Origin of the sequence: Pseudomonas sp. 5Ae-yellow, from assembly GCF_014077575.1 — a bacterium.
Classification (GTDB): domain Bacteria; phylum Pseudomonadota; class Gammaproteobacteria; order Pseudomonadales; family Pseudomonadaceae; genus Halopseudomonas; species Halopseudomonas neustonica.
Genome location: NZ_JACGWE010000011.1, coordinates 76,557 through 99,346 on the forward strand (window position 1 = coordinate 76,557; position 22,790 = coordinate 99,346).

Annotated in this window: 20 protein-coding genes and 1 pseudogene; 10 read left to right on the forward strand and 11 right to left on the reverse strand. The window is 54.2% G+C overall.

The window, feature by feature from the left end; all coding sequences use genetic code 11:
- The first annotated feature begins 314 nt into the window (after nucleotides 1–314).
- Entirely contained in the window at nucleotides 315–1,913 is a 1,599-nt protein-coding gene (locus H4J77_RS09220) for an isocitrate lyase (RefSeq protein WP_123889284.1), read from the forward strand.
- Nucleotides 1,914–2,058: 145 nt separating this feature from the next.
- Nucleotides 2,059–2,505, forward strand: a complete 447-nt coding sequence (locus tag H4J77_RS09225; RefSeq protein WP_123889285.1) for a thioesterase family protein — start codon at nucleotides 2,059–2,061, stop codon at nucleotides 2,503–2,505.
- A gap of 68 nt (nucleotides 2,506–2,573) precedes the next feature.
- Here the strand turns inward: H4J77_RS09225 and H4J77_RS09230 are convergent, their stop codons facing one another.
- From H4J77_RS09230 to ppsA, 6 genes are all read right to left on the reverse strand, one after another.
- The gene (locus tag H4J77_RS09230; RefSeq protein WP_123889286.1) at nucleotides 2,574–3,530 is read right to left on the reverse strand and encodes an OmpA family protein; all 957 of its coding nucleotides are present in this window, start codon (nucleotides 3,528–3,530) and stop codon (nucleotides 2,574–2,576) included.
- A 90-nt stretch (nucleotides 3,531–3,620) separates the two neighbouring features.
- Nucleotides 3,621–4,205, reverse strand: a complete 585-nt coding sequence (gene sigX / locus H4J77_RS09235; protein ID WP_123889287.1) for an RNA polymerase sigma factor SigX — start codon at nucleotides 4,203–4,205, stop codon at nucleotides 3,621–3,623.
- 39 nt (nucleotides 4,206–4,244) lie between these two features.
- The gene (locus tag H4J77_RS09240; protein ID WP_123889288.1) at nucleotides 4,245–5,066 is read right to left on the reverse strand and encodes a mechanosensitive ion channel family protein; all 822 of its coding nucleotides are present in this window, start codon (nucleotides 5,064–5,066) and stop codon (nucleotides 4,245–4,247) included.
- Nucleotides 5,067–5,078: 12 nt separating this feature from the next.
- The gene (locus H4J77_RS09245) at nucleotides 5,079–5,333 is read right to left on the reverse strand and encodes a CrfX protein (RefSeq protein WP_182248042.1); all 255 of its coding nucleotides are present in this window, start codon (nucleotides 5,331–5,333) and stop codon (nucleotides 5,079–5,081) included.
- 89 nt (nucleotides 5,334–5,422) lie between these two features.
- Nucleotides 5,423–5,908 (reverse strand): ribonuclease E activity regulator RraA, encoded by a 486-nt coding sequence (gene rraA / locus H4J77_RS09250; RefSeq protein WP_182248043.1) that lies wholly within the window; start codon nucleotides 5,906–5,908, stop codon nucleotides 5,423–5,425.
- 35 nt (nucleotides 5,909–5,943) lie between these two features.
- Nucleotides 5,944–8,313, reverse strand: coding sequence for a phosphoenolpyruvate synthase (gene ppsA / locus H4J77_RS09255; protein ID WP_182248044.1), 2,370 nt, complete (start codon nucleotides 8,311–8,313; stop codon nucleotides 5,944–5,946).
- A 156-nt stretch (nucleotides 8,314–8,469) separates the two neighbouring features.
- Between ppsA and H4J77_RS09260 the strand changes: the two genes are divergently transcribed.
- Complete coding sequence (locus tag H4J77_RS09260; RefSeq protein ID WP_123889292.1) at nucleotides 8,470–9,288, forward strand: pyruvate, water dikinase regulatory protein; 819 nt, start codon at nucleotides 8,470–8,472, stop codon at nucleotides 9,286–9,288.
- Nucleotides 9,289–9,314: 26 nt separating this feature from the next.
- Here H4J77_RS09260 and H4J77_RS09265 read toward each other — a convergent pair.
- Together H4J77_RS09265 and H4J77_RS09270 are read right to left on the reverse strand one after the other, a co-directional pair.
- Nucleotides 9,315–10,342 (reverse strand): annotated as a pseudogene (locus tag H4J77_RS09265) (AraC family transcriptional regulator ligand-binding domain-containing protein).
- The gene (locus H4J77_RS09270; protein WP_182248045.1) at nucleotides 10,339–11,262 is read right to left on the reverse strand and encodes a GGDEF domain-containing protein; all 924 of its coding nucleotides are present in this window, start codon (nucleotides 11,260–11,262) and stop codon (nucleotides 10,339–10,341) included. Before H4J77_RS09270 ends, H4J77_RS09265 begins: the two are co-directional and overlap by 4 nt.
- A gap of 328 nt (nucleotides 11,263–11,590) precedes the next feature.
- Here H4J77_RS09270 and H4J77_RS09275 point away from each other — a divergent pair, with 328 nt between their 5' ends.
- The 7 genes from H4J77_RS09275 to H4J77_RS09305 all read left to right on the forward strand — a co-directional run bounded on the left by H4J77_RS09275 (nucleotide 11,591) and on the right by H4J77_RS09305 (nucleotide 20,375).
- Nucleotides 11,591–14,104, forward strand: a complete 2,514-nt coding sequence (locus tag H4J77_RS09275; protein ID WP_182248046.1) for a TonB-dependent receptor — start codon at nucleotides 11,591–11,593, stop codon at nucleotides 14,102–14,104.
- A 53-nt stretch (nucleotides 14,105–14,157) separates the two neighbouring features.
- Nucleotides 14,158–16,110 carry a phytase gene (locus H4J77_RS09280; protein ID WP_182248047.1) on the forward strand — a complete coding sequence of 651 codons (1,953 nt, stop codon included), beginning with the start codon at nucleotides 14,158–14,160 and terminating at the stop codon, nucleotides 16,108–16,110.
- A gap of 83 nt (nucleotides 16,111–16,193) precedes the next feature.
- Nucleotides 16,194–16,883 carry a protein TolQ gene (gene tolQ, locus H4J77_RS09285; RefSeq protein WP_123889297.1) on the forward strand — a complete coding sequence of 230 codons (690 nt, stop codon included), beginning with the start codon at nucleotides 16,194–16,196 and terminating at the stop codon, nucleotides 16,881–16,883.
- Nucleotides 16,883–17,320, forward strand: coding sequence for a protein TolR (tolR, locus tag H4J77_RS09290; RefSeq protein WP_123889298.1), 438 nt, complete (start codon nucleotides 16,883–16,885; stop codon nucleotides 17,318–17,320). Before tolQ ends, tolR begins: the two co-directional genes overlap by 1 nt.
- A gap of 15 nt (nucleotides 17,321–17,335) precedes the next feature.
- Entirely contained in the window at nucleotides 17,336–18,154 is an 819-nt protein-coding gene (locus tag H4J77_RS09295) for an energy transducer TonB (RefSeq protein WP_182248049.1), read from the forward strand.
- A gap of 7 nt (nucleotides 18,155–18,161) precedes the next feature.
- Entirely contained in the window at nucleotides 18,162–20,135 is a 1,974-nt protein-coding gene (locus tag H4J77_RS09300) for a PhoX family phosphatase (RefSeq protein ID WP_182248051.1), read from the forward strand.
- A gap of 81 nt (nucleotides 20,136–20,216) precedes the next feature.
- The gene (locus H4J77_RS09305; protein WP_123889300.1) at nucleotides 20,217–20,375 is read left to right on the forward strand and encodes a YqaE/Pmp3 family membrane protein; all 159 of its coding nucleotides are present in this window, start codon (nucleotides 20,217–20,219) and stop codon (nucleotides 20,373–20,375) included.
- A 123-nt stretch (nucleotides 20,376–20,498) separates the two neighbouring features.
- Here the strand turns inward: H4J77_RS09305 and H4J77_RS09310 are convergent, their stop codons facing one another.
- From H4J77_RS09310 to H4J77_RS09320, 3 genes are all read right to left on the reverse strand, one after another.
- Nucleotides 20,499–20,852: a YkvA family protein gene (locus tag H4J77_RS09310; RefSeq protein WP_182248053.1), complete on the reverse strand. Its 354-nt coding sequence runs from the start codon at nucleotides 20,850–20,852 to the stop codon at nucleotides 20,499–20,501.
- Nucleotides 20,853–21,069: 217 nt separating this feature from the next.
- Entirely contained in the window at nucleotides 21,070–22,089 is a 1,020-nt protein-coding gene (locus H4J77_RS09315) for a GGDEF domain-containing protein (RefSeq protein ID WP_123889302.1), read from the reverse strand.
- Nucleotides 22,090–22,308: 219 nt separating this feature from the next.
- Nucleotides 22,309–22,728, reverse strand: a complete 420-nt coding sequence (locus tag H4J77_RS09320) for a SufE family protein (RefSeq protein ID WP_123889303.1) — start codon at nucleotides 22,726–22,728, stop codon at nucleotides 22,309–22,311.
- Nucleotides 22,729–22,790: the final 62 nt, after the last annotated feature.

Genomic DNA, 22,790 nt, shown 5'->3' on the forward strand with positions numbered 1-22,790 from the left:
AACCAACGGCCCGACACGTGTCTTTACCGCTCACAAAGCTGTTTGACGAGGTGGCGACTGGAACGAAAGTTGTCCTGAGGGACGGGGAAGCGATTTAACGTAGGTAATGGTGTTCAGCAGCTTAAGTCCGCGATAACGGAGACGTTGTCTTTTTGGTGACTTATTGCTTGAAGTACCTTGCCACACCCCCCCTCCTCTAGCATTTCGCCAGTCTCCTCCTTTTTTAGTCAAACGTTGTTTAAGTGGTTTTGCGGCCAGCGGAGCATGGGTCGACAAATCGTGCTGAACCTAACGCAAACTTTGAAGGATGGACCATGTCAGCTTATCAAAACGACATCAAAGCAGCTGCCGAGCTGAAAGAACAAGCAGGTAGTGGCTGGAGCGCTATCAACCCAGAATCCGTCGCTCGCATGCGTGCGCAGAACCGCTTCAAGACCGGTCTGGATGTTGCCAAGTACACCGCGGCTATCATGCGCAAGGATATGGCTGAATACGACGCCGACTCCTCTGTCTACACCCAGTCTTTGGGTTGCTGGCACGGCTTCATCGGTCAGCAGAAGCTGATCTCCATCAAGAAGCACCTGAAAACCACTAACAAGCGCTACCTGTACCTGTCCGGTTGGATGGTTGCTGCACTGCGCTCCGAATTCGGCCCGCTGCCAGACCAGTCCATGCACGAGAAAACCTCTGTGTCTGCGCTGATCGAAGAGCTTTACACCTTCCTGCGCCAGGCTGACGCTCGTGAACTGGATCTGCTGTTCACCGCCCTTGACGACGCTCGCAAAGCCGGTGACAACGCCAAGGCTGCTGAAATCCAGGCTCAGATCGATAACTACGAAACTCACGTTGTGCCGATCATCGCTGACATCGACGCTGGTTTCGGTAACGCCGAAGCGACCTACCTGCTGGCCAAGCAGATGATCGAGGCCGGTGCTTGCTGCATCCAGATCGAAAACCAGGTTTCCGATGAGAAGCAGTGCGGCCACCAGGACGGCAAAGTCACCGTTCCTCACTCTGACTTCCTCGCCAAGATCAACGCTGTTCGTTACGCGTTCCTCGAGCTGGGCGTTGACGACGGTGTTATCGTTGCACGTACCGACTCACTGGGTGCTGGCCTGACCAAGCAGATCGCTGTTACCAACGAGCCAGGCGACCTGGGAGACCAGTACAACGCTTTCCTCGACGGCGACTACATCACCAGCGCTGACGACATCAACAACGGCGACGTTGTAATCAAGTCCAACGGCAAGCTGCTCAAGCCCAAGCGTCTTGCTTCCGGTCTGTTCCAGTTCCGCAAGGACACCGGTATTGACCGCGTTGTTCTGGACTGCATCACCAGCCTGCAGAACGGTGCTGACCTGCTGTGGATCGAAACCGAGAAGCCGCACGTTGGCCAGATCGCTGAGATGGTTAACCGTATCCGCGAAGTGGTTCCTAACGCGAAACTGGTTTACAACAACAGCCCGTCCTTCAACTGGACCCTGAGCTTCCGTCAGCAGGCATACGATGCGATGGCTGAGGCTGGCAAGGACGTTTCTGCATACGACCGCGCCAAGCTGATGAGCGTTGAGTATGACGAAACCGAACTGGCTCAGGTTGCTGACGAAAACATCCGCACCTTCCAGGCTGATGCAGCCCGTGAAGCAGGTATTTTCCACCACCTGATCACCCTGCCGACTTACCACACTGCTGCGCTGTCTACCGACAACCTGGCAAAAGGTTACTTCGACAAGGAAGGCATGCTGGCTTACGTGAAAGGCGTTCAGCGCGAAGAAATTCGCCAGGGCATCGCCTGCGTTAAGCACCAGAATATGGCTGGCTCCGATATCGGCGACAACCATAAAGAGTACTTCGCTGGTGAAGCTGCTCTGAAAGCGGGTGGTAAAGACAACACCATGAACCAGTTCGGCTGATAGCTGACCGGTATCCCGGCCGAGAGGCCTTGGTGTAGAAAAGGGGCTACCTTCGGGTAGCCCCTTTTTTCTATCTCGTATTGATTAGCTCAGGTAGAATGCGCGCCAATCTACCTCCTCTGCTCTACTCAACTAGGCTTTTGTTATGGCACGTCTGCAGCTCGAATTCCCGGAAAACCAGTTTTATTTCACGACCCAACTAACGGTACGTATCACCGACATAAACTCGGCCAACCACTTGGCCAACGATTCGATGATCTCTATGATCTCCGAGGCGCGTGCCCGCTTTCTTTACCAATTTGGTATTGAGGAAGTCAGCGAGAGAGGCGTAGGCATTATCGTCACCGACCTGGCTACGACCTATCTGCGTGAGGCCTTTGCAAGAGACGCACTGGTTTTTGAGGTAGGCTTGATGGATCTCAACAAATACGGTGGCGACATCATCTTCCGTATCAGCAAGTCCGGTAATGGTGAGCAGGTTGCGCTGGCAAAGTCAGGCTTCGTGTTTTATCACTTCGAGAGCTCAAAGGTACGCCCAATGCCGGAAGATTTCCGCGTTCGCTTCCCCGGCGTGAACTCACTGGAAGAGTAACGGGTTACCTCAAGATATAAGCATAAAAAAACCCGGCCTAAGCCGGGTTTTTTTGGTCTGGTACGTTATTAACGCACTTCAACTTCTGCTTCAACTTCTGCTTCAACGCGGCGGTTCATTGAACGGCCTTCAGCAGTTGAGTTGTCAGCAATCGGACGAGCTTCACCGTAACCGGCTGAGCTTACGCGCGAACCATCAACGCCTTCACCGATCAGTGCTTCGCGAACAGCATTGGCGCGACGCTCAGACAGGTTCTGGTTGTAGCTATCGCTACCGACGGAGTCAGTGTGACCTTCAACGGTAGTAGTCACGGAAGGATAAGTCTTCATGAACTCAGCCAGGCTCTGGATGTCTTGACGGTATTCTGGACGGATAGTGTCCTTGTCAAAGTCAAACAGCACGTCCAGTTCTACGCGAACTGACTGCATTTCAGGTGCTGGCTCTGGCTGTGGCATTGGTGCAGGAGCAGCGGCAACGACGGGCTCTTCTTTCTTGGAGCCGAAGTTGATGCCCAAGCCTACGCCAGCCTGCCATTCGGTGTTGCCATGGTCAAAGCCATACAGCGCATCAAGACCAGCCTTCACGAAGAAGTTTTCGTTCAGGTAGTTTTTGATACCAACGCCGGCCATAGCCATAGTGGTGCGATCGTCTTGGCTGGTACCGACTTGCTCAAGCTCTTGGTGAGCCAGGCCAGCGGATACGTAAGGACGGATATTGCTGTTGCCAAAGTGATAAACCGCTTCAACCTGAGCCAGTTTGCCGTCGAGGTTGGTGTTGGTGCTATCGTCTTCCAGACCTTTGTACTTACCCAGGCCAATGTTAAGCAATACGTCATCAGTAACGAAGTAACCGAGGCTACCACCCACCAGGGTGCCGTCGTTCATGTCGTATTTGCTGTCGCTGAAGTAGCGATCCGCGAAAGCTTCTACTTCCACAGAACCCTGCTGGCTCATTGCCATCGCAGGAATGCTGGAGGCAGCAATCACAGAACCAACAACGATACCCACAGTGTTTTTCAATTTCATTATTGAATCCCCATCAAATCCATTAGGACGTTAACTTTACGTAAAGCTCTTGTGTAGTATAACTGAAATACACTAACAACTATACAAGCCTTATATAAAAGGACTGTCAATCTGATTACGCAGTTTTTCCAGTGCTCTTTTATAGCGCATTTTGGTCGCGCTTAATCCCATGCGCATAATATCGGCAATTTCTTGGAACTCAAGTTCCGCAACAAAACGCAAAACCAGTATTTCTCTATCAATAGGATTGACGTGAGAAAGCAGTGCATTCAGCCCTGGAGCCTCTCCTGCAATGGGCTCTGGCTCGATCGCCTCGTCCTGGTCATCAAGGCTCAAGGCGTCTAGCAGGCGCCTTTTCCGCTTTTCTTTGCGGTACTGAGTGATGCACTCATTGTAAGTAATGCTATATAGCCAGGTTTTGAACTTAGCCTTTCCTTCGAATTGCTTAAGGCCGTGCAAGACTTTCAGCATTACCTCTTGGCAGACGTCATCCGCGTCCCTTTCGTTGCCTAGATAACGCGCGCACACGTTAAAAAGCGTCCGCTGATAGCGACGCATAAGCTCTTCATAGGCAATGGTAGTGTGAAGCAGTTCAACTTTTGCAGCGTTGACCAAATCTTCATCACTCAGTGTTGCCGGATTATAGCGGCGGCGAGGCTCGTTACGACTGGTCAAGGCTTGGGTATCTTTGCTGCAAAACAGGGGTAATCACGATCAACGGGACACTTTTTCAGACGTCAGGGTGTTATTGGCAATGGAAACCAGCTGTCCGTCGTCAGTCAATATCGAGGTTTTGACCGTGCCAATTTCTTCAATACTACCCTCCAGCTCGCCGACAGTGATCCGGTCGCCTACCTCATACAGTTCACGCACATAAATACCGGCAATGATCTGGCTGACCGTTTGCTTGCTACCCAAGCCGAGCGCGAGCGCTGCGGCACCACCAAAGGTGATCAGCACAATGCCGATGACCATGTTCAACAGGGCCGTCTCGATCTGCAGCTGGCCTATGGCAAGCGATACGGTAATGATGACCAGCAAGCCCTGGACAAATCGGCCCAAGCCACTCGCGTAATCAACGCCCATGCTTTCAGCTGCACCGCGCACTACGCCGTTCACCAAGTGCGAAAGAAGAAGCCCTGCCAGCAGTATTAGCGCCGCGCCAAACACTTTGGGCAAATAGAGAGTGAACACATCCAGGGTAGAAGATACCCGCGCCAGACCAAGGGATTCTGCGGCCGATACAATAAAGGTGAGAACGACAAACCAGTAAACCACTTTGCCGATGATCACCGATACCGAGGAAGTGATGCCCGCGCGTGCCAGCATCTTGTTGACACCGGCGCCGCCCATTAAGCGATCCAATCCCAGCTTGGCCAAGCCTTTGCTCAGCACCGCATCAACTACCTTGGCGATAACAAAGCCGAGCAGGATAATAAATAACGCTGCAATGAGGTCAGGTACAAAAGAGGCAACCTTGCTCCACAAGGTGGTCATCGCGGCAACGAAACTCTGGCTCCAGACGTCAAATTCCATGGTGGTCTCTTATTAAATATCGTCTTCAGGTTGGACTGCAGTAACACTTCGCTTCACCGGTTTTAGGTGGCGCGCTCCACGTGCGCCACCCTCGGACAAGACCCAGCCCCAGCGAGTGAACAGGTTGATCAGGTCAAAAACCCCACCGCGAATGTGAGCCTTATGCAGCACTTGATCCAGGCGGCGATCTTCTCGATCAGCCCCCTGATATTCGCCATCGTCTTGCAGCAGATGACGCAGCCTGCTTTCTAAGGGATCTTCAGACATGTTGCCTCCTGGGAAAAGCGCACAGCAGATGCGCCAAGGGGGAAGACTGGCGCGTCTTCCCCCTTGTCAGCAACATGCGCAGCTACTACTTATTCCGGCATGCTCAACGCTGTAGGCGATACGATTATGCCGTTATTATCTGCATAGACGTATTCACCAGGCTTAAAGGTCACTCCGGCAAAGCTGACCGTGACATTGAGATCGCCAATGCCACGCTTGTCAGTCTTCATCGGGTGACTAGCCAGCGCCTGAATCCCCAGCGGGGTTTGCGCCAACACATCTACGTCGCGCACGCAGCCGTAAATGATAATGCCCTCCCAGCCGTTTTTAGCCGCTTTTTCAGCCAGCATATCGCCCAGTAGGGCTCTGCGAAAAGATCCGCCGCCATCGACGACCATGACTTTTCCGCGGCCATCCTGATCGACTTGCTCTTTGACGATAGAGTTATCCTCATGGCATTTGACCGTAACGATCTCACCGCCAAAGGAGTCATGGCCGCCAAAGTTACTGAAAATCGGCTCAACAACATCTACGTCCGGGTAGGCATCGCATAGATCTGGCGTTACATAATGCATTGCGTTCTCCTTGAAGACTGGATTTGCAGTTGCTCTTACTTGCCATTCTCGGCCAGGAAGAACCAGGTGTCCATGACCGAATCAGGGTTCAGTGACACGCTTTCGATGCCCTGATCCATCAGCCATTGGGCTAGATCAGGATGATCCGAAGGTCCTTGACCGCAAATACCAATGTACTTGCCTGCATCGCGGCATGCAGAAATAGCCATGCTCAGTAACTTCTTCACCGCCGCATTCCGCTCGTCAAACAGGTGCGCGATGATGCCAGAGTCGCGATCCAGGCCCAATGTCAGCTGAGTCAGGTCATTGGAGCCAATAGAGAAACCGTCAAAGTGTTCAAGGAACTCATCTGCTAACAACGCATTGGCGGGCAGTTCGCACATCATGATCAGGCGCAGGCCATTCTCGCCACGTTTCAACCCATTCTCGCCCAGCAGCTCTACTACTTGCTTGGCTTCGCCGACGGTGCGCACGAAGGGAATCATGATCTCGACGTTGGTAAGGCCCATCTCGTCACGAACACGCTTCATCGCGCGACATTCCAGCTCAAAGCAGTCACGGAAAGAGTCGCTGATATAGCGCGAGGCGCCCCGGAACCCAAGCATCGGGTTTTCTTCTTCCGGCTCGTACAGGCGGCCACCGATCAGATTGGCGTACTCATTGGACTTGAAGTCCGACATGCGCACGATGACCTTTTTCGGCCAAAAGGCTGCAGCCAATGTGCTGATACCTTCAACCAGCTTGTCAACGTAGAAGCCGACCGGGTCGTTATAACCGGCTATGCGCTTTTGCACGCTTTCCTTGACGTCTGCGGGCAGGCTGTCAAAGTTCAGCAGCGCCTTGGGGTGAACGCCAATCATGCGATTGATGATGAACTCCAGACGCGCCAGGCCCACACCTTCATTCGGCAGGTTGGCAAAGTCGAAGGCGCGATCCGGGTTACCCACGTTCATCATGATCTTGAACGGAATGGGCGGCATGGCATCAACGCTGTTCTTCTTGATGTCGAACGACAGCTGACCAGAATAAATAAGGCCGGTATCGCCTTCAGCACAGGAAACAGTGACTTCCTGACCTTCTTTCAGCTCGGTTGTAGCGTTACCACAGCCGACCACAGCGGGAATGCCTAGCTCACGAGCGATAATCGCAGCGTGACAGGTACGACCACCACGGTTGGTCACGATGGCACTGGCACGCTTCATGACAGGTTCCCAGTCGGGGTCGGTCATGTCGGAAACTAAGACGTCGCCAGGCTGAACCTTGTCCATTTCTGATACATCGTTAACGATGCGTACAGGGCCAGCACCAATACGCTGACCGATGGCACGACCTTCAACCAGAACGGTACCCTTCTCTTTCAGCAGGTAGCGCTCCATGACATTGGCGGTGGTGCGGCTCTTCACTGTTTCAGGACGCGCCTGAACGATATAGAGCTGGTTATCGTCGCCGTCTTTGGCCCACTCGATATCCATTGGGCGGCCATAATGCTGCTCAATGATGACCGCCTGCTTGGACAAATTAACGATCTCTTCGTCAGTCAGGCAAAACCGACTGCGCTCAGCCAGGTCGACATCAACGGTTTTAACTGAGCGGCCAGCCTTGGCTTCATCGCCATACACCATCTTGATCGCTTTACTACCCAGATTGCGGCGCAGGATCGATGGACGGCCAGCAGCCAAAGTAGGCTTGTGCACATAGAATTCGTCAGGGTTGACTGCACCCTGCACTACCGTCTCCCCTAGGCCGTAGGCGCCAGTAATAAAGACGACGTCGCGGAAGCCTGATTCGGTATCGAGCGTAAACATGACACCCGCAGTACCGGTCTCAGAACGCACCATGCGCTGTACGCCAGCAGACAGAGCGACCAGTTTGTGGTCAAAGCCCTGATGCACGCGGTAAGAGATAGCGCGGTCGTTGAACAGCGAGGCAAATACTTCCTTGGCGGCGTAAATCACGTTATCGACGCCGCGGATATTCAGGAAGGTTTCCTGCTGGCCAGCAAAGGACGCATCCGGAAGGTCCTCTGCTGTCGCCGAGGAGCGCACGGCAACGGCCAGGTTCGGGTTGCCGTCCGACAGCTTGGCAAACTCGTCACGAATGGCCTTGTCCAGCGCAGGCGGAAAATCAGCCTCCATCACCCATTGGCGGATCTGCGCGCCGGCCTGAGCCAGAGCGTTCACATCATCGACATCGAGCTTGTCCAGGACAGCATTGATGCGGTCGTTGAGGCCACTTTGCTCGAGGAACTCGCGATAGGCGTCTGCCGTGGTGGCAAAGCCGCCGGGAACCGAAACACCGGCATTGGCCAGATTGCTGATCATTTCGCCGAGAGAAGCATTTTTGCCCCCGACCCGCTCTACATCGTCAACGCCCAGCTGCTCGAAGGACACTACGTACTCTAACAAGGTGATCTCTCCGTCAATCAATGAATTAGTCGGCGACCGCAACGGGCTCGACTGGTTTGCCCGCAACAAATGCGCCACAATGCCGTTTTACGAGTGTGTCGGGCCTGAGCTCACAATCACGCTCTTCATGGAATACGACATCTTAAGGCTTCGCGAATGAAACGCACTGCTTTTTTCATTTCTGATGGCACCGGCATTACTGCCGAAACGCTAGGTCAGAGCCTGCTGGCTCAGTTTGAGAACATTCAGTTCACCAAGCTGCTGCGGCCCTATGTCGATACCGTTGAAAAAGCGCGAGACATGGTACAACAAATCAATGCTGCTGCCGAGAAAGATGCAGAGCGCCCCATCATTTTTGATACCGTGGTCAACAACGATATACGTCAGGAATTGGCTAAATCCAGCGGCTACATGATTGATATCTTCTCTACGTTCCTTGCCCCTCTGGAGCAGGAGTTGGGCGACGGCTCGTCCTATTCGGTAGGCAAAACCCACTCGATTCAGCACAACACGCACTACAAAGACCGTATTGACGCGGTGCACTACGCCATGGATAACGACGATGGCGCCAGGACACACCATTACACTCAGGCCGACATCATTCTGGTCGGGGTGTCACGTTGCGGTAAGACACCAAGCTGTCTTTATCTCGCTTTGCAATACGGCATTCGCGCAGCGAACTATCCCTTGACCGAAGACGATATGGAGAGCCTGCAGCTGCCCAAGGCGCTGAAGGAAAACAAGGCCAAGCTCTTTGGTTTGACGATTGATGCTGAGCGTCTGGCCGGTATCCGTAACGAGCGTCGCCCTAACAGTCGCTACTCCAGCTTTGCCCAGTGTGAGTTTGAAGTGCGCGAAGTAGAGAATCTTTTCCGTAAGGAAAACATCCCCTACATCAACTCGACTCACTTCTCGGTTGAGGAGATTTCAGCCAAGATATTGATGCAGATGGGTATCGAGCGACGCTTGAAGTAACACCTTCAAGTTGTTGTTAAATATAACTATCCATTTAACCATTGGCGCAAGTCATTCGGCGATTTGCCTGTCAGGCGTTTGAGAAAACGCCTGAAGTTGGTTCGATCATTGAATTGCAGATAACCCGCGACATCCTCATTGGTCATACCCCGGCAGAGATACAGATCCAGAGCGATAATGGTGCGCGCACGATCCAGCTGGGCCTGGAACTGGGTGCCCTCGCGCTGAAGACGCCGCTTGAATGTTGCGGTACTCATACCAAAGTCTGCGGCGACCTGTTCCATACCAGTCAACTTAGATATGTGTGTCGCCAAATACTCATAAAGCGCATCAGTGAAGCTATCGGGGGCAGGCAGCTGCGACAATTGCAGCCCTGCTTCCTGCTCGGCGATGCGCCCCACTACGGCTGAAGACGGTAGAGCCTTGCTGACAAACTCGCGCGGTATTCGCATGAAGCTGACAGGGCTTTGAAAACGCAGATGTTCCCCCAGGTGCACCCAATATTGCTCGATATAAGCCGGCTCAGAGTGAGCCAGGTGATAATGCCAGGGCAGATTGGGCCCGCCTAACTGACGCGCCAGTGCAGTCACCGCTACCATACTGGACTCGATGAGAAACTGCCGATTTTTCCCGCATTGAAGCTATCCAGCCAATAAACGTAGACCGACTGTTCATCCATCCGCAGGACTGGCGCACTTAGCGGACTCAGTAGCACCTTGTATTGCTGCAGGTGCTGTAACGCCTGCAGTAGTGTGTCCGCATGCCACAGCATGTTGCTCGCTGCGCCGTAATGCCCGGGTAGTAACTGCTGCCCATACAGGAAGCCGCTGTCGTCCGCTCCCAGTAACAAGCGACTATTATCGATCAGACGGTGAAACTGGTTCGCGCTGATGTGCGGGTCGCCGCTGAGCAGGTCGTCATAGAACAATCCGGTTCCCTTCAGCAGGTGATGGCTTTCTATTCCGCGCGACAGGGCCAGATCAATCAGGTAGGCAGGCTGTGCTCTGGCGGAAATAAATCGCGTCTCGCAGTCCAGCCAGTTAACCCTGCTCATGCGCCCGATCTGGCCAGCTGCGGACCTTGCTTGGCTCGCGCCATCACAATATTGAGGCGTTTTAACAGAGAGCTGGCATCCTCCTGTCGAGCCATCAAGGCAACCGCTGTCGCTTTGAGCGTTATCCGCTCGCCTTGCCCTGCGGTTTTCAACGCCAGATGAGCCAGCGAATCCGATAACTCCTGTGCCAGCACCTGAGCTTGAGCCTCCAGCGTAGCAGGTAGCAGGATGATGAACCGATCTCCCGCTAACCGGCAAAGCAGGTCGTGGCTACGCAAGTTCAGCACTATTTGCTGGCTTACCAGCTGCAATACGCGATCGCCTTCACGCAGGCCATGCTTGTTATTGACGGCACTGAAGTCATCCAGATCGAGCATCACCAGAGACAAGGGCTCGGCACGCTCCTGCGCTTCCGGCATGGCTTGCTCCAGTTGCCGTTGGAAGTACCGTGCATCACCCAAGGGGGTCAGCTTGTCGAATTGTCGATGTTCGCGGAAGTGCCGCTCGCGATTGATCATCTGTGCACTGATCGCTAACTGCTCAAAATGCCAGTGATAGATACCCAGTGTCAGCAGGATAAAGCCAATCGGCATGGGCGCCGATTCCAGCCAATGATCTAGCGTCATGGTTTCAGGCAGTGCGATAAATTCATCCAGACTATCCATCCACAAAGAGCAGAACAGGCACGCCAGGCCAAAAAAGAGCAGATTAGTCACGCGGCCGGCCGGCCGACCTTTCAACAATAACCAGGCCCAGACCAGCACCAGTAAAGCTGAACCACCCTCGCCTGCTATATCAGTCCAGGACCAGATTTCCATTGGCTTCAGCTCACCCAAGCTGAGGTAGAGCAATGCGCCAGCATTAGCTATTACCAGCAAGGTAAGTAACTTGAATCTATGCAGCGTCAGCATGGAGTACATCGAAAAGACATCCTTGAGCAATATGAGGCTTAGGACATCAGATCAATATGACGATCAGGTTTCAGTGCGTGGGTCATTTCAGCTCATATTGATTTGCGCAGGTTCATGATTAATTGCCTCAATACGCCGACCAAAACCGTAAGACGGGGCCTGTACAGGAGGTAATCAATGGCTTTCGGGGGTGATATCAGCTCAATTGCAGCCGCAACAGGCCTTATTTTGCCCCAAATTCGCACCAGCCAAATTCACTGTCACAGAACCGACACAAGGCCGACCTAAGGTCCTCTCCCATCAGGGCAAACGCCCATTTGTCAGCAGAGGATTTTTCATGTCAGTCAGCAAATCATTATATCGCGCCGGCTTTCGCTGTTCCGCCTTGGCGCTTTCTATTGCTTTCAGCGCCCAGGCATCTGCCGCCGGTGCGACGCCAGAAGTGGTTAACGTTATTGGCCAGGGCGCCCAATTGGAGCAGGCGCTGCAGGACCAGCGGATGTCCGACAGTGTAGAGAGCGTGGTGCACGCGGATGCCATCGGGCAGCTACCGGACGACAACGCAGCTGAAGCGCTTCAGCGCGTTCCAGGCGTCTCGGTCGAGCGCGACCAGGGCGAAGGACGTTTTGTCAGAGTACGCGGGCTGGGCGCCGATCTAAACTCGGTCACTATCAACGGCACTCTGGTGCCAGCGCCGGAAGATGACCGACGTGCTGTAGCCCTGGATGTACTGCCAAGTGAGCTGGTGCAGTCGCTATCGGTGGTCAAGACCCTAACGCCGGATATGGATGCGAACTCGTTGGGCGGCACAGTCGAGGTAGAAAGTCTCTCCGGCTTTGATCATCCCGGCACGTTTTACAGCCTCTCGAGCGAAGCCAGCTACAACGACAACACCGGCAAGACCAGCCCCAAGGTATCCGGCGCTATCAGCAACCGCTTCAGCGTTGGCCAGGGCATCGATAACTTCGCTGTCGCTGCAGCCTTGAGCTGGGAGGATCGCACTTTTGGCTCGGATAACGTCGAAACCGGCGGTGCCTGGGATTTTGACGACGCCAGCGGTGCGCGTTTGGAAGAGTTAGAAGAGCGTCGCTATGACATCAGCCGCAAGCGTTTGGGTGCTGGGCTCAACTTTGATTTCCGTCCAGATGAAGACACAGACCTATATCTGCGCACTCTGTACAGCCGTTATAAAGATACCGAGACTCGCCAGGCGAACGTGATCGAGTTTGCCGATGCTCAACTGCCAGGCGAACGCGGCGATGCTGAAGGTACCCGCGAGGTTAAGGATCGTTCCGAAACCCAAGAGATTAAAAGCTTTGTTTTGGGCGGCGAGCGTCGCATAGGGGATTGGACTCTCAGCAGCCAATATGGCTACAGCGAAGCAAGTGAAGATAGCCCGCTGCATATTCCTGGTTCAAAGTTTGTCGGCAACAGCGATTTTTCCGATGCAGGTTATGACAGTAGCCGCGAGCCCAATGTAAAAATCAGCGACGCCTTTTATCAGGCCGGTAATTTTACTCTTGATGAAATTGAGCGTGAGAAGCAGCTGACCACGGATACCGAACAGAATATTCGTATCGACCTCACCCGTGACTATTACTGGCAGGATTTGGCATCCCAGGTCAAATTCGGCACCAAATTCAGCACCCGGACCAAGGACAATGATCTTGAAGTATGGGCCTATGAAGACCTCACCAACGCAGGCTTCACCATCGATCAGTTGAACCTGGCCAACTTCGTCAACGGCAATGGCAAACTCGGGCCTGAAGTCGACGCTGGTGCTCTGGAGCAGCTGATTGCAGGCCTGAACCCGGCGGACTTCTATGACGCCGAGCAGTCGCGCATCAACGACTTCAGCATTGAAGAGAATATTAACGCCGCCTACATCATGAACACCGTCGATATTGATGACCTGCGCATCATCGCTGGCCTGCGTTACGAGGGCACTCGCCTCAAGGCGAAAGGCACCGGTATCAATGATGGCGCCTTTGAAGCAGTCAATGAACGCAACGACTATCATCACTGGCTCCCTGGTCTGCATGCCATTTATCAGCTCAATGACAGCAGTCAGTTGCGTGCGGCCTGGACCAATACGGTAGTGCGTCCCACATTCGGGCAGCTATTCCCGGGCTTTGTAATCGATGGCGATGAGGCGGAATTTGGTAACCCGCAGCTGGATGTTCTGGAGTCCAGCAACTTTGATCTTGGCATTGAGCACTACATGGGCAAAGCCGGCGCCGTATCGGCCTTTGTGTTCTATAAGAATATCGAGAACTTTGTTTACTCCGCGGACCTGGCGGGCACGGGCGAGTACGCCGCCTTTGCTGAAGCCAAGACCTATGCCAATGGCGACAAGGCTGATGTATACGGCCTTGAACTGGCCTACTCGCAGCAATTCGAATGGCTACCAGCACCCTGGAATGGTCTGCTGCTCAGCGCTAACGGCACCTTTACCCGCTCTGACGCCGACATCGAGCAGTTCAACCCCGATACCGGCAACATGACCAGCCGCAGCATCAGCCTGCCGGGACAGTCAGACACCAGCGGTAACCTGATTCTAGGTTGGGAAAATGACCGCATGAGCCTGCGCGTTGCGACCAACTACCAATCGGACTACCTGGACGAAGTCGGCAATGTGCTTGATAAGCGCTATGACACCCATGTGGACGACCAGTTCTTCGTCGATATCAGTGCTCACTACTTCCTGACCAAGCAGCTGCAGATCTTTGTCGAAGCGCAGAACATTACCGACGAGAGCTATTACGCCTACACCGGCGATCGAAGCTTCAACGCCCAATACGAAGAATACGGCCCAACCTACAAAGTTGGCCTGTCACTGACCCACTTCTGATCCCAAAGGGCGTGTATAGCGCGCCCTTCCCACTTTTTGATGTGAGATTCTGTATGCGAGCCGCAACCAAAATCGTTGGCGTACTCTTGCCAGTATGCTTTGCTTTGAATGGCTGTTTTGATCAGCCTAGCCGCCAAACTGAGGCAACCCCGAATACCCCTGACATTGCTGAACTAGAGATTCAGCGCTGGACACCCATTAAGCAGGATGCTCAGTTTGAGAGCTGGGTATTATTAGCCACCGATGGCAATAACCAATTACCCGACCGCCTGGCAGCGGGACCGAACGGGTTGTGGTTAATGGATAGTGCCGGCGAGCCGGTCGGCCAGGCCTACGCTGGGCGTTTTGCCGGGCTGGACGCTCGGCCATTCGGCCAGGGGCTGCTTACGGCCACGCTGGATACCGTACGCGATCAACCCATGCTGGTTACGTGGGACGCTGGTCAGCAAGGGTATTCGGCCCCCACCTGGCTGCCGACTACACCCTACCCGGTAGAGAGCCTCTGCTTCTACGCAGATCAACAGCGCCATTTGTATCTCTTCCTGGTTGGTGAAGAAGGCAGCGGGCAGCAATGGCTAGTTGCTCATGAAGAGCGGCTGCTGGCTACGCCCAAGCTGATGCGCACGCTGCACCTCCCGGTTGGCGCCAAGCAATGTGCAGTCAATGATCAACTGGGCCAACTTTTTATCAACGAAGAAGACATCGGTGTTTGGGCTTATCCAGCCAACCCTGAAACCAACGGTGAACGCGCCATCGTCGACCTGGTCCAGCCGTATGGCGGTCTGACCAAAGACGCTCCTGGCCTGGCTGCCAGTGCAGACGGTGTCGTGATTCTTGATGGCAAAGCTAACTTGCATCGTTATACGGCTACGGCTGAAGGATGGCAGGCAGCGCCACCACAGAAAACCAGTGAATTGCAGAAGCCCGAACGACTGGCGGCACGCACCAGTGAAGTGCTTGAACTGCTGATCGCCGATGATGCCAACCTGCACCTCTATCAAGCAGAGCTTGCCCCGGGCCAGCCGGCACAGTCGGAACCAGCCATCGTTGAGGTACCTGCTCAGGCGCAAACCCTGCCAGTGCCGCACAGCGGAGACGCTGCAGATGATCCGGCTATCTGGGTCAACCCAAGCGATGCGTCCCAGTCTCGAATTCTGGGTACCGATAAGCGCGGTGGACTCGGCGTATACAATCTTGATGGCCAACAGCTGCAGTATTTGCCGGTTGGCCGTATCAATAATGTTGATCTGCGTGACGGCTTCTCGCTCAACGGCGAAACCGTCAGCCTGGCGGTTGCCAGTAATCGCGACAGCAATAGCCTGGAGCTGTTTTCAATCGGGTCAGGCGATGCCGAGGTTCGCGGCTTGGGCCGCATCCCCGTACCTTTGAATGAAATCTACGGCCTCTGCATGGCCAAGGGGCAAGACGGTGACATTTATGCCATTGCCAATGATAAGGACGGTCGCTTTGTCCAATATCTGATGGAAGAAGATCAAGGCCAGGTTAACGCCAGCCTGGTACGTGAATTCAGTACAGCGACTCAACCCGAAGGCTGTGTGGCTGATGACCAGCGCGAACGCCTGTTTATTGGTGAAGAGGGTGTTGGGGTGTGGAGTTTGAGCAGCGATCCACAACAAGCTACCGAAATGAGTCAGGTGATCAGCGTAGACGGCCCCCTCCATGCCGATGTTGAAGGCATGGCTATCTACGAGTCAGAGCAGCCTTACCTTGTGCTATCCAGCCAGGGGAATGACAGCTATCTGGTACTGGATGCAGAGCCTCCCTACCAACTGCGCGGTGCATTCCGGGTAGGTATCAATGTCGAGTCTGGCATCGACGGCGTATCCGAAACGGACGGCCTGGAGGTCAGCTCAATGTCTCTCGGCAGTGCATGGCCGAACGGGATGTTAGTTGTGCAGGACGGGCGCAAGCGCATGCCTGAAGGTAATCAGAACTTCAAAATGATCGCCTGGCATGAGATCGCCGAGGCACTGAACCTGCCCTGAATATCATGCCGTAATCAAATAGAAATGTTTTTGCCATCCAATATGTCGAGCGAGCGCTTGCTGCGCTCGCTAACGAGGTAACCATGTCGTCCACTACTGAAGCACACACTATCTGGTCTCTGGTTCTTGAGGCCAGTCTGCTGGTCAAAGGCGTGATGCTGATCTTGCTCCTCGCGTCTGTTGCTACCTGGTTTCTAATTGCCCAGCGCAGCACCTTGTTCAACCAGGCAAAGCGCGCCATCAAGGCATTTGAAGACCAGTTCTGGTCCGGCAAAGAGCTGGGGCAGCTGTACAGCAACAGTCAGGATCGAGCCGGCGTCGAACAGATCTTTCGCGCCGGATATAGCGAGTTTGCGCAGCTGGATCAACGTAATCACAGCGAGCCGGAGGCTGTCATGCAGGGCGTAGAGCGTGCCATGCGGGTTGCCATCGCCCATGAAGAAGAGCGTTTAGAGCAGCATCTGCCGTTTTTGGCGACCGTTGGCTCGGTTAGCCCTTACGTCGGCTTGTTTGGCACCGTCTGGGGCATCATGAACTCATTTATTGGTTTGTCACAGGTGCAGCAGGCCACGCTGGCGACGGTCGCGCCCGGCATCGCTGAGGCCTTGATTGCAACCGCGATCGGCCTGTTTGCCGCCATTCCTGCTGTTGTTGCCTACAACAGATTCAGTTCGCGCAGCGAGCATTTGTTGGGCCAGTACTACAACTTTGCCGAGGAATTCAGCGCCATTCTCCACCGCCGCGTATATAACCGAGCTGCGGGGCAAAACTGATGCGCCCTGCCCGCCTGAAACGCAAGCCCAAAGCGGAAATGAACGTAGTGCCTTATATCGACGTGATGCTGGTGCTGCTGGTTATCTTTATGGTGACCGCACCCATGCTCACCCAGGGAGTGCAGATCGAGTTGCCCAAAGTCGCTAGCGAGACCTTGGCGGCGAGCGATCCATCGGTCGTCACGCTATCCATCGACGTGGAGGGTAACTACCACTGGAATGAGGGCAGTACGGTACAGACCGATAGCTACCAGCATAGCGCCGGCGAGTTGAGCGAGCTGACCAACCAGCTCGCAGCCATCATCCGCGAGAAACCGGAAACCCAGGTAATGATCCGCGCCGACAGCGGCGTGGGCTATGGCCAGGTCGTCACCGGTATGGCTGCGCTACAGCAGGCCGGTGTAACCAGTCTTGGCTTGATTACTGAAGCACCTTGAGGGGGCAGCACCACTATGGCACTCGATAATCCCCAGTCTGAAACGCTCTGCGCTAGTGAGAGACGAGCGGTTATTAGCGCAACCCACTGGACCTTGCCGTTAACTGCAACCGTTGCACTGCACGCTCTGATGGGGCTGTTACTCTGGCTTGGTTGGCAGCCACAGCCGCCTGCCGCAGTGGCTCAGGCCAAAACCATTACAACTCAACTGGTTGTACTGCCTGCTACTGAGCCTGAGGTCGTAGTTCCCCCCGTTGAAACGGCTGCCCTGCCCCCAGCGCCGCCACCAGAGCCGGTCAGAACGCCAGAACCTCAGGTTGTACCCCAACGGCCCCCTCAGCCGGAGCCCGCCCTATTGGCACGCAAAGAGGCAGAGCAGCGCGAAGAGCAGGAACGCGTACGACAACAGCAAGTGGAGCGCGAACGAGAAGAGCACGCGCGCCAACAGAGGGAAGCGCGCGAGCAAGCCGAGCGTCTGGCCGCCGAGCAGTATGCCGCAGAACAACGGCGTGCTGAGCAAGCCGCTGCCAGAGCATTTGCTGCAGAACAAGCTCAGATAAGTGCCTATGCACCGCTCAATAAGTCGGCACCGGATTATCCAAGGCGCGCCCTGAGTCAAAGCCTGGAAGGCGACTGCACGGTTGAGTACACCGTGCAGACCAATGGACGAGTCAGCAATGCCGAGGTGGTACCCGGCGCTTGCGATGAGCGAATTTTCGTCCGGCCCTCCCTGGCTGCCGCCAAAGAATTTGTTTATCGACCTCGAGTTGTCAACGGACAAGCCGTTGCCGTACCGGGTGTTAGAAACACGTTTCGCTACCGTATAGAACAGTGAGCAGACTATGAAACAGGATCAGTCCTTTCACGCGTCGCTGGAGTCAGGCGACGATGAGATCATTAACCCAAGCCAGCAGGCTAGCCTCACTGAGGTAGTCAGCCAGGGGCGTCGTAACCTGCTCAAGGGTGGCGCAGCTTTGGCTATCACCAGCCTATTTCCTGCTGTCTTCAGTACGTTCTCCAGTGCTCTGTCCGCCGCAGAGAGAAGCGGATCACCTTTTAACTTTCAATCAGTTGCTGCAATTACCTCATCTTCTTTCGATAATGTGATCGTGCCCGCCGGTTATCGCGCACAACCGTTTTTCAGCTGGGGTGATGCCGTGCTGAAGGGAGCTGCAGCCTGGCGCGAGGATGGTACGAACTCCTGGCAGGATCAAATGCTGCAGGCGGGTGACAATAACGACGGCATGCACTTCTTCCCCTTCCCGCAGCAACCCAACGAGCGCGGCCTGCTGGTGGTCAATCATGAATACGTAAACCCAACACTGCATCCCGCCGGAATGAATTTCACCGATCAACCAGATGGCAGCCGTGGACGCCCCGCCGATCAGGTTCACAAGGAGATGGCAGCACATGGCCTGAGTGTTATTGAAATACGCAAAGACGCGCAGGGGAACTGGCAGCGCATTGAAAACTCCGCGTTCAATCGCCGAATTACGGGTTTTACCCCAATTGCTGTTGGCGGCCCATTGGCTGCCGATGCGCGCATGAAAACCAAGAGCGACCCCACCGGCACGGAAATATTGGGCACGCTTAACAACTGCTCCATGGGCGTCACCCCTTGGGGAACCTACCTGGCGTGTGAAGAGAACTTCCACAACTACTTCGTCAATCGGGATGAGCAGGATTACGCCAAACGCCAAGAGCATAAACGCTATGGCATCGGTCTGGGAGGCAGCAGCCGCTATTATGCATGGGAAGCAGTAGAGCCCAGGTTTAACGCCACGCCTGACAACAGCCAGCCCCACCAGGGCCATGTCAATGAGCCCAATCGTTTCGGCTGGGTAGTTGAACTCGACCCTTTCGCTCCAGACAGTCGTCCGACCAAGCGCACCGCCATGGGCCGGCTCGGACGCGAATGTGCGGTATGTTCTGTCGGTGACGATGGCCAAATGGCCTTTTATTCCGGTGACGATAGCCGCGGTGAGTATCTGTATAAATTTGTACCCGATCAGGCATATCGCCCAGATGACATGGCGCACAACCTCCAGATACTGGATGCAGGCACACTCTACGCTGCGCATTTCAGTCCAGATGGCACCGGCCGCTGGCTTCCCCTACGCTTTGGTGAGGCAGGGTTGACCGCAGACAACGGCTTTGTCGACCAGCAGGCCGTATTGCTTAACTCACGGGGAGCGGCCGACGCTGTGGGGGCTACGCCTATGGACCGCCCTGAGTGGGTGGCGGTTCACCCGCATACTCGCGAAGCCTATGTCACGCTGACCAATAATACCGAGCGCGGCACAACCTTCCCGGTTGATACTGCCAACCCCAGACCTGAGAACGTGCACGGACAAATACTCCGGTGGCGCGAGGCCAATCAAGACCCAACAGCGCTCGTATTTGAGTGGGATATATTTGTTCTGGCTGGCGAACGTCAAAACTCCGAAAAGAGCATCCCGGCCAATCGGATTGGCGACATCAGCGGTGATCTGTTTTCTTCGCCGGACGGTCTTGCCTTTGATAGCGCCGGGCGTCTCTGGATCCTTACCGATGCAGATGAAAATGCACCCTACATGGAGAAGATTGGCAGCAACCAGATGCTCTGTGCTGATCCCGCCAGCAAAGAAGTGCGTCGTTTTCTGGTAGGCCCTTGGGGCGCCGAAATTACGGGTATTACCTGGTCGCCCGACGAGACAGCGATGTGGGTAAATGTACAGCACCCAGGTATCAGTTATCCCGCGAGTGATGGGCGTTCCCGGCCTCGGTCGACTACCGTACTTATTACCCGTGAAGACGGTGGCGTGATTGGTAGCTGATGTGTGCTGATGAACAAAGGTGAGAGAGAGTGGTCAGAGTTAGAAGGTGACTTTCATTAATCAATTCTAGGACTCAATGCCATGGATCTTATTCGCGTTCTTATCGCCATACTCTTGCCACCGTTGGGCGTATTTCTTCAAGTAGGCTTTGGCGGCGCCTTCTGGTTGAATGTGTTGCTGACCATCTGCGGCTATATACCAGGAATTGTTCACGCCGTATGGATTATCGCCAAGCGTTAATCTTTTGCCACGTGAATAAAAAAGCCGGACTGGGCGTAAACCCAATCCGGCTTTTTCTTTACTGGAGCTTATTTCGCACCGCTTTGCGCACATATCCCTGGCGTCACATGCACGCCTCCCCGCTTATCGGCTGACAGGCTCGGGCGCTTGCGTCATACCAAACCATCGCTCTGCAGTTGCCGCAGCGTTCGTCTTGACGTCGTCGTCGATATACATGGCAACCATCGCCAGGGCACCGGCGAATACACCTAGATCATCGGTAAAGCCGACAAATGGCGTAAAGTCAGGTAAGGCATCCAGTGGCGCGATGAAGTAAGCCAGTACGCTGATGATAACGGCTTTTGCCCACCCTGGCGTCTCTGGACGACGTGCTGCGTAGTAAAGACAAAGTGCTTTCTCTACAACCTCGCGGCCAGCGGATTTTGCGTACATTGCCAGCTTTTGCCAAAAGGCTTTATCGCTATATTGATGTTCCATAGTACTTACCTCGCTCTGGTTGTCGATAAGCAACAACCCCGGTGTAAGGGTAAAAATAGAATCCGCCAACAGAATGAGACATATAAGACAAACTTACAAGAAAGAGACACTTTTCTCTAGCCTGATATCTGTTGTTGCAGCAAGGAAGCTCCCCTGAGGCGGGTTAATCAATACATACCGGACTTAGGACAACAAAAAACCTGCTTGGTGCCACCGGTCAATCAGCCTCATTCATATGCAAGCCTCTGATTATAGAGCAGTTGCGACCTGAGTCCTTGGCCAGATAGAGACAAATATCGGCGTCGCGCAGCCAGGCCTCGCGGCTGTCATGGTGCTCCAGGATACAACCGCCAATGGATACGGTAACGGCACCACCTGGAGAGCGAAGCTGCTCAGCTACACTTCGCTGAATGTGCTTTGCGGCACCGGCCAAAGCATGCTTATCCACCTTGGGCAGCAGCAGCACAAACTCTTCTCCGCCTAAACGAAAAGCTCGGTCGGACGCCCGGCTGGCGTTCTTTATAATGCTAACAAAGTCCATCAGCACGCGGTCGCCCACGTTGTGACCGTAGCGATCATTAACCTTTTTGAAGTGATCCAGATCCAGCACCAAAAGGCCAAAGCTCATGCCGTAACGCCGACTATCGGCAATCGCGATATCGAGTTCGTCATCCATCGTTCTGCGATTACCAATGCCAGTGAGAGGGTCCAGAGTGGCAAGCAGCGCTAACTGTTTGCGCTGAAAGCGGCCGCGATAGGCAAACACAAACGCGAACAGGCTGGCGAGTGAGTACGTCACCACAAACGACATCATCTGGTAATGGCTTTCAAATACATCCTTCGGGAACAGCCAGCCGTAGACACAGACTGCTACGAGAATTGACAAGGTGGCTAGCAGACTTTGAACGGGGGGCACGACGAAGAAATTGAATAGCACCAAGCAATATAGCCAGAACAGCCCGTTGATACCCAGCTTGATGGTGACCAGAAAGCCACCGATAGAATAGATAATCGCAAGAAAACGGCCGGGGCCAACGGTATTGTCAGTACGCCAAGCGTATACAACCGCAAAAGCGGAACCTAAAACCAGGAAGGTATCAGTTAAGCCAACGATCCAATTGCGCTCATGCAGGCGGTAAACCGCATAGGGCGTCACCCCCAAAACGGAGCAAATCCCGACCAGCGTTACGATCGAAAGCTGAAAGTCTCCTTTCAGCCTTGCCCAAAAACCTGACATCGCGCGTTACCTTGAATAACTTATTATTATTGTAGTTTCTATCTGCAAAGTAGCGATAAGTTGAGCCGCGCAGCTCGGCTTAATTGATATATCTGTATTTTTATCGCCTCGCTATAACGCCGCGAAAGTGGCGATAAACAGTAGCGATTGAATCACGAAATGCCAAGACCCTAGTCGCAGAGCGGCACTTATGCCCTACACCAGAGCCAATATGCCTTATTAGTTAGCGGCGGCAGTATCTTGAATACGCTTAACCATCGCTCGGAGCCCATTTCCTCGAGTAACACTCAGGTGCTTGAGCAGGTTTAGCGCGCTGAAATAGCCTTCAACATCAAACGCGGTTACCTGTTCAGGGGTTTTACCGTTGTAGGCTGCCAGCACGACGGCTAACAAACCCTTGACGATAAAGGCATCGCTGTCGGCTTCAAAAAAAAGTTTCCCGTCCCGCGCCTCGCTGACCAGCCAGACCTGGCTCTGGCAGCCACGTACCAGATTGGTTTCGTTGCGGCTCTCATCATTGAGCGGTGGCAGTTCTTTGCCCAGGTCAATGATGTACTTGTAGCGATCTTCCCAGTTATCGAAGAACGACAGGGTATCAACAATGTCGTCGCTGGTTATCTCAGTGCCAAATCGGCTCATATGCGAGGCCTTCGAAGTATCCGTGTATCAAGACAGTCAGTGGCTGCGGCGCTGGCAACTGA

What these genes read in the sequence shown, in the direction of transcription:
- H4J77_RS09295 (WP_182248049.1), top strand. Translation starts at nt 17,336, where the DNA reads ATGGCACTCGATAATCCCCAGTCTGAAACGCTCTGCGCTAGTGAGAGA.
- H4J77_RS09300 (WP_182248051.1), top strand. Translation starts at nt 18,162, where the DNA reads ATGAAACAGGATCAGTCCTTTCACGCGTCGCTGGAGTCAGGCGACGAT.
- tolR (WP_123889298.1), top strand. Translation starts at nt 16,883, where the DNA reads ATGCGCCCTGCCCGCCTGAAACGCAAGCCCAAAGCGGAAATGAACGTA.
- H4J77_RS09305 (WP_123889300.1), top strand. Translation starts at nt 20,217, where the DNA reads ATGGATCTTATTCGCGTTCTTATCGCCATACTCTTGCCACCGTTGGGC.
- H4J77_RS09220 (WP_123889284.1), top strand. Translation starts at nt 315, where the DNA reads ATGTCAGCTTATCAAAACGACATCAAAGCAGCTGCCGAGCTGAAAGAA.
- H4J77_RS09260 (WP_123889292.1), top strand. Translation starts at nt 8,470, where the DNA reads ATGAAACGCACTGCTTTTTTCATTTCTGATGGCACCGGCATTACTGCC.
- H4J77_RS09245 (WP_182248042.1), bottom strand. Translation starts at nt 5,333, where the DNA reads ATGTCTGAAGATCCCTTAGAAAGCAGGCTGCGTCATCTGCTGCAAGAC.
- H4J77_RS09315 (WP_123889302.1), bottom strand. Translation starts at nt 22,089, where the DNA reads ATGTCAGGTTTTTGGGCAAGGCTGAAAGGAGACTTTCAGCTTTCGATC.
- H4J77_RS09320 (WP_123889303.1), bottom strand. Translation starts at nt 22,728, where the DNA reads ATGAGCCGATTTGGCACTGAGATAACCAGCGACGACATTGTTGATACC.
- H4J77_RS09230 (WP_123889286.1), bottom strand. Translation starts at nt 3,530, where the DNA reads ATGAAATTGAAAAACACTGTGGGTATCGTTGTTGGTTCTGTGATTGCT.
- H4J77_RS09270 (WP_182248045.1), bottom strand. Translation starts at nt 11,262, where the DNA reads ATGTACTCCATGCTGACGCTGCATAGATTCAAGTTACTTACCTTGCTG.
- tolQ (WP_123889297.1), top strand. Translation starts at nt 16,194, where the DNA reads ATGTCGTCCACTACTGAAGCACACACTATCTGGTCTCTGGTTCTTGAG.
- rraA (WP_182248043.1), bottom strand. Translation starts at nt 5,908, where the DNA reads ATGCATTATGTAACGCCAGATCTATGCGATGCCTACCCGGACGTAGAT.
- H4J77_RS09310 (WP_182248053.1), bottom strand. Translation starts at nt 20,852, where the DNA reads ATGGAACATCAATATAGCGATAAAGCCTTTTGGCAAAAGCTGGCAATG.
- H4J77_RS09280 (WP_182248047.1), top strand. Translation starts at nt 14,158, where the DNA reads ATGCGAGCCGCAACCAAAATCGTTGGCGTACTCTTGCCAGTATGCTTT.
- H4J77_RS09225 (WP_123889285.1), top strand. Translation starts at nt 2,059, where the DNA reads ATGGCACGTCTGCAGCTCGAATTCCCGGAAAACCAGTTTTATTTCACG.
- H4J77_RS09275 (WP_182248046.1), top strand. Translation starts at nt 11,591, where the DNA reads ATGTCAGTCAGCAAATCATTATATCGCGCCGGCTTTCGCTGTTCCGCC.
- H4J77_RS09240 (WP_123889288.1), bottom strand. Translation starts at nt 5,066, where the DNA reads ATGGAATTTGACGTCTGGAGCCAGAGTTTCGTTGCCGCGATGACCACC.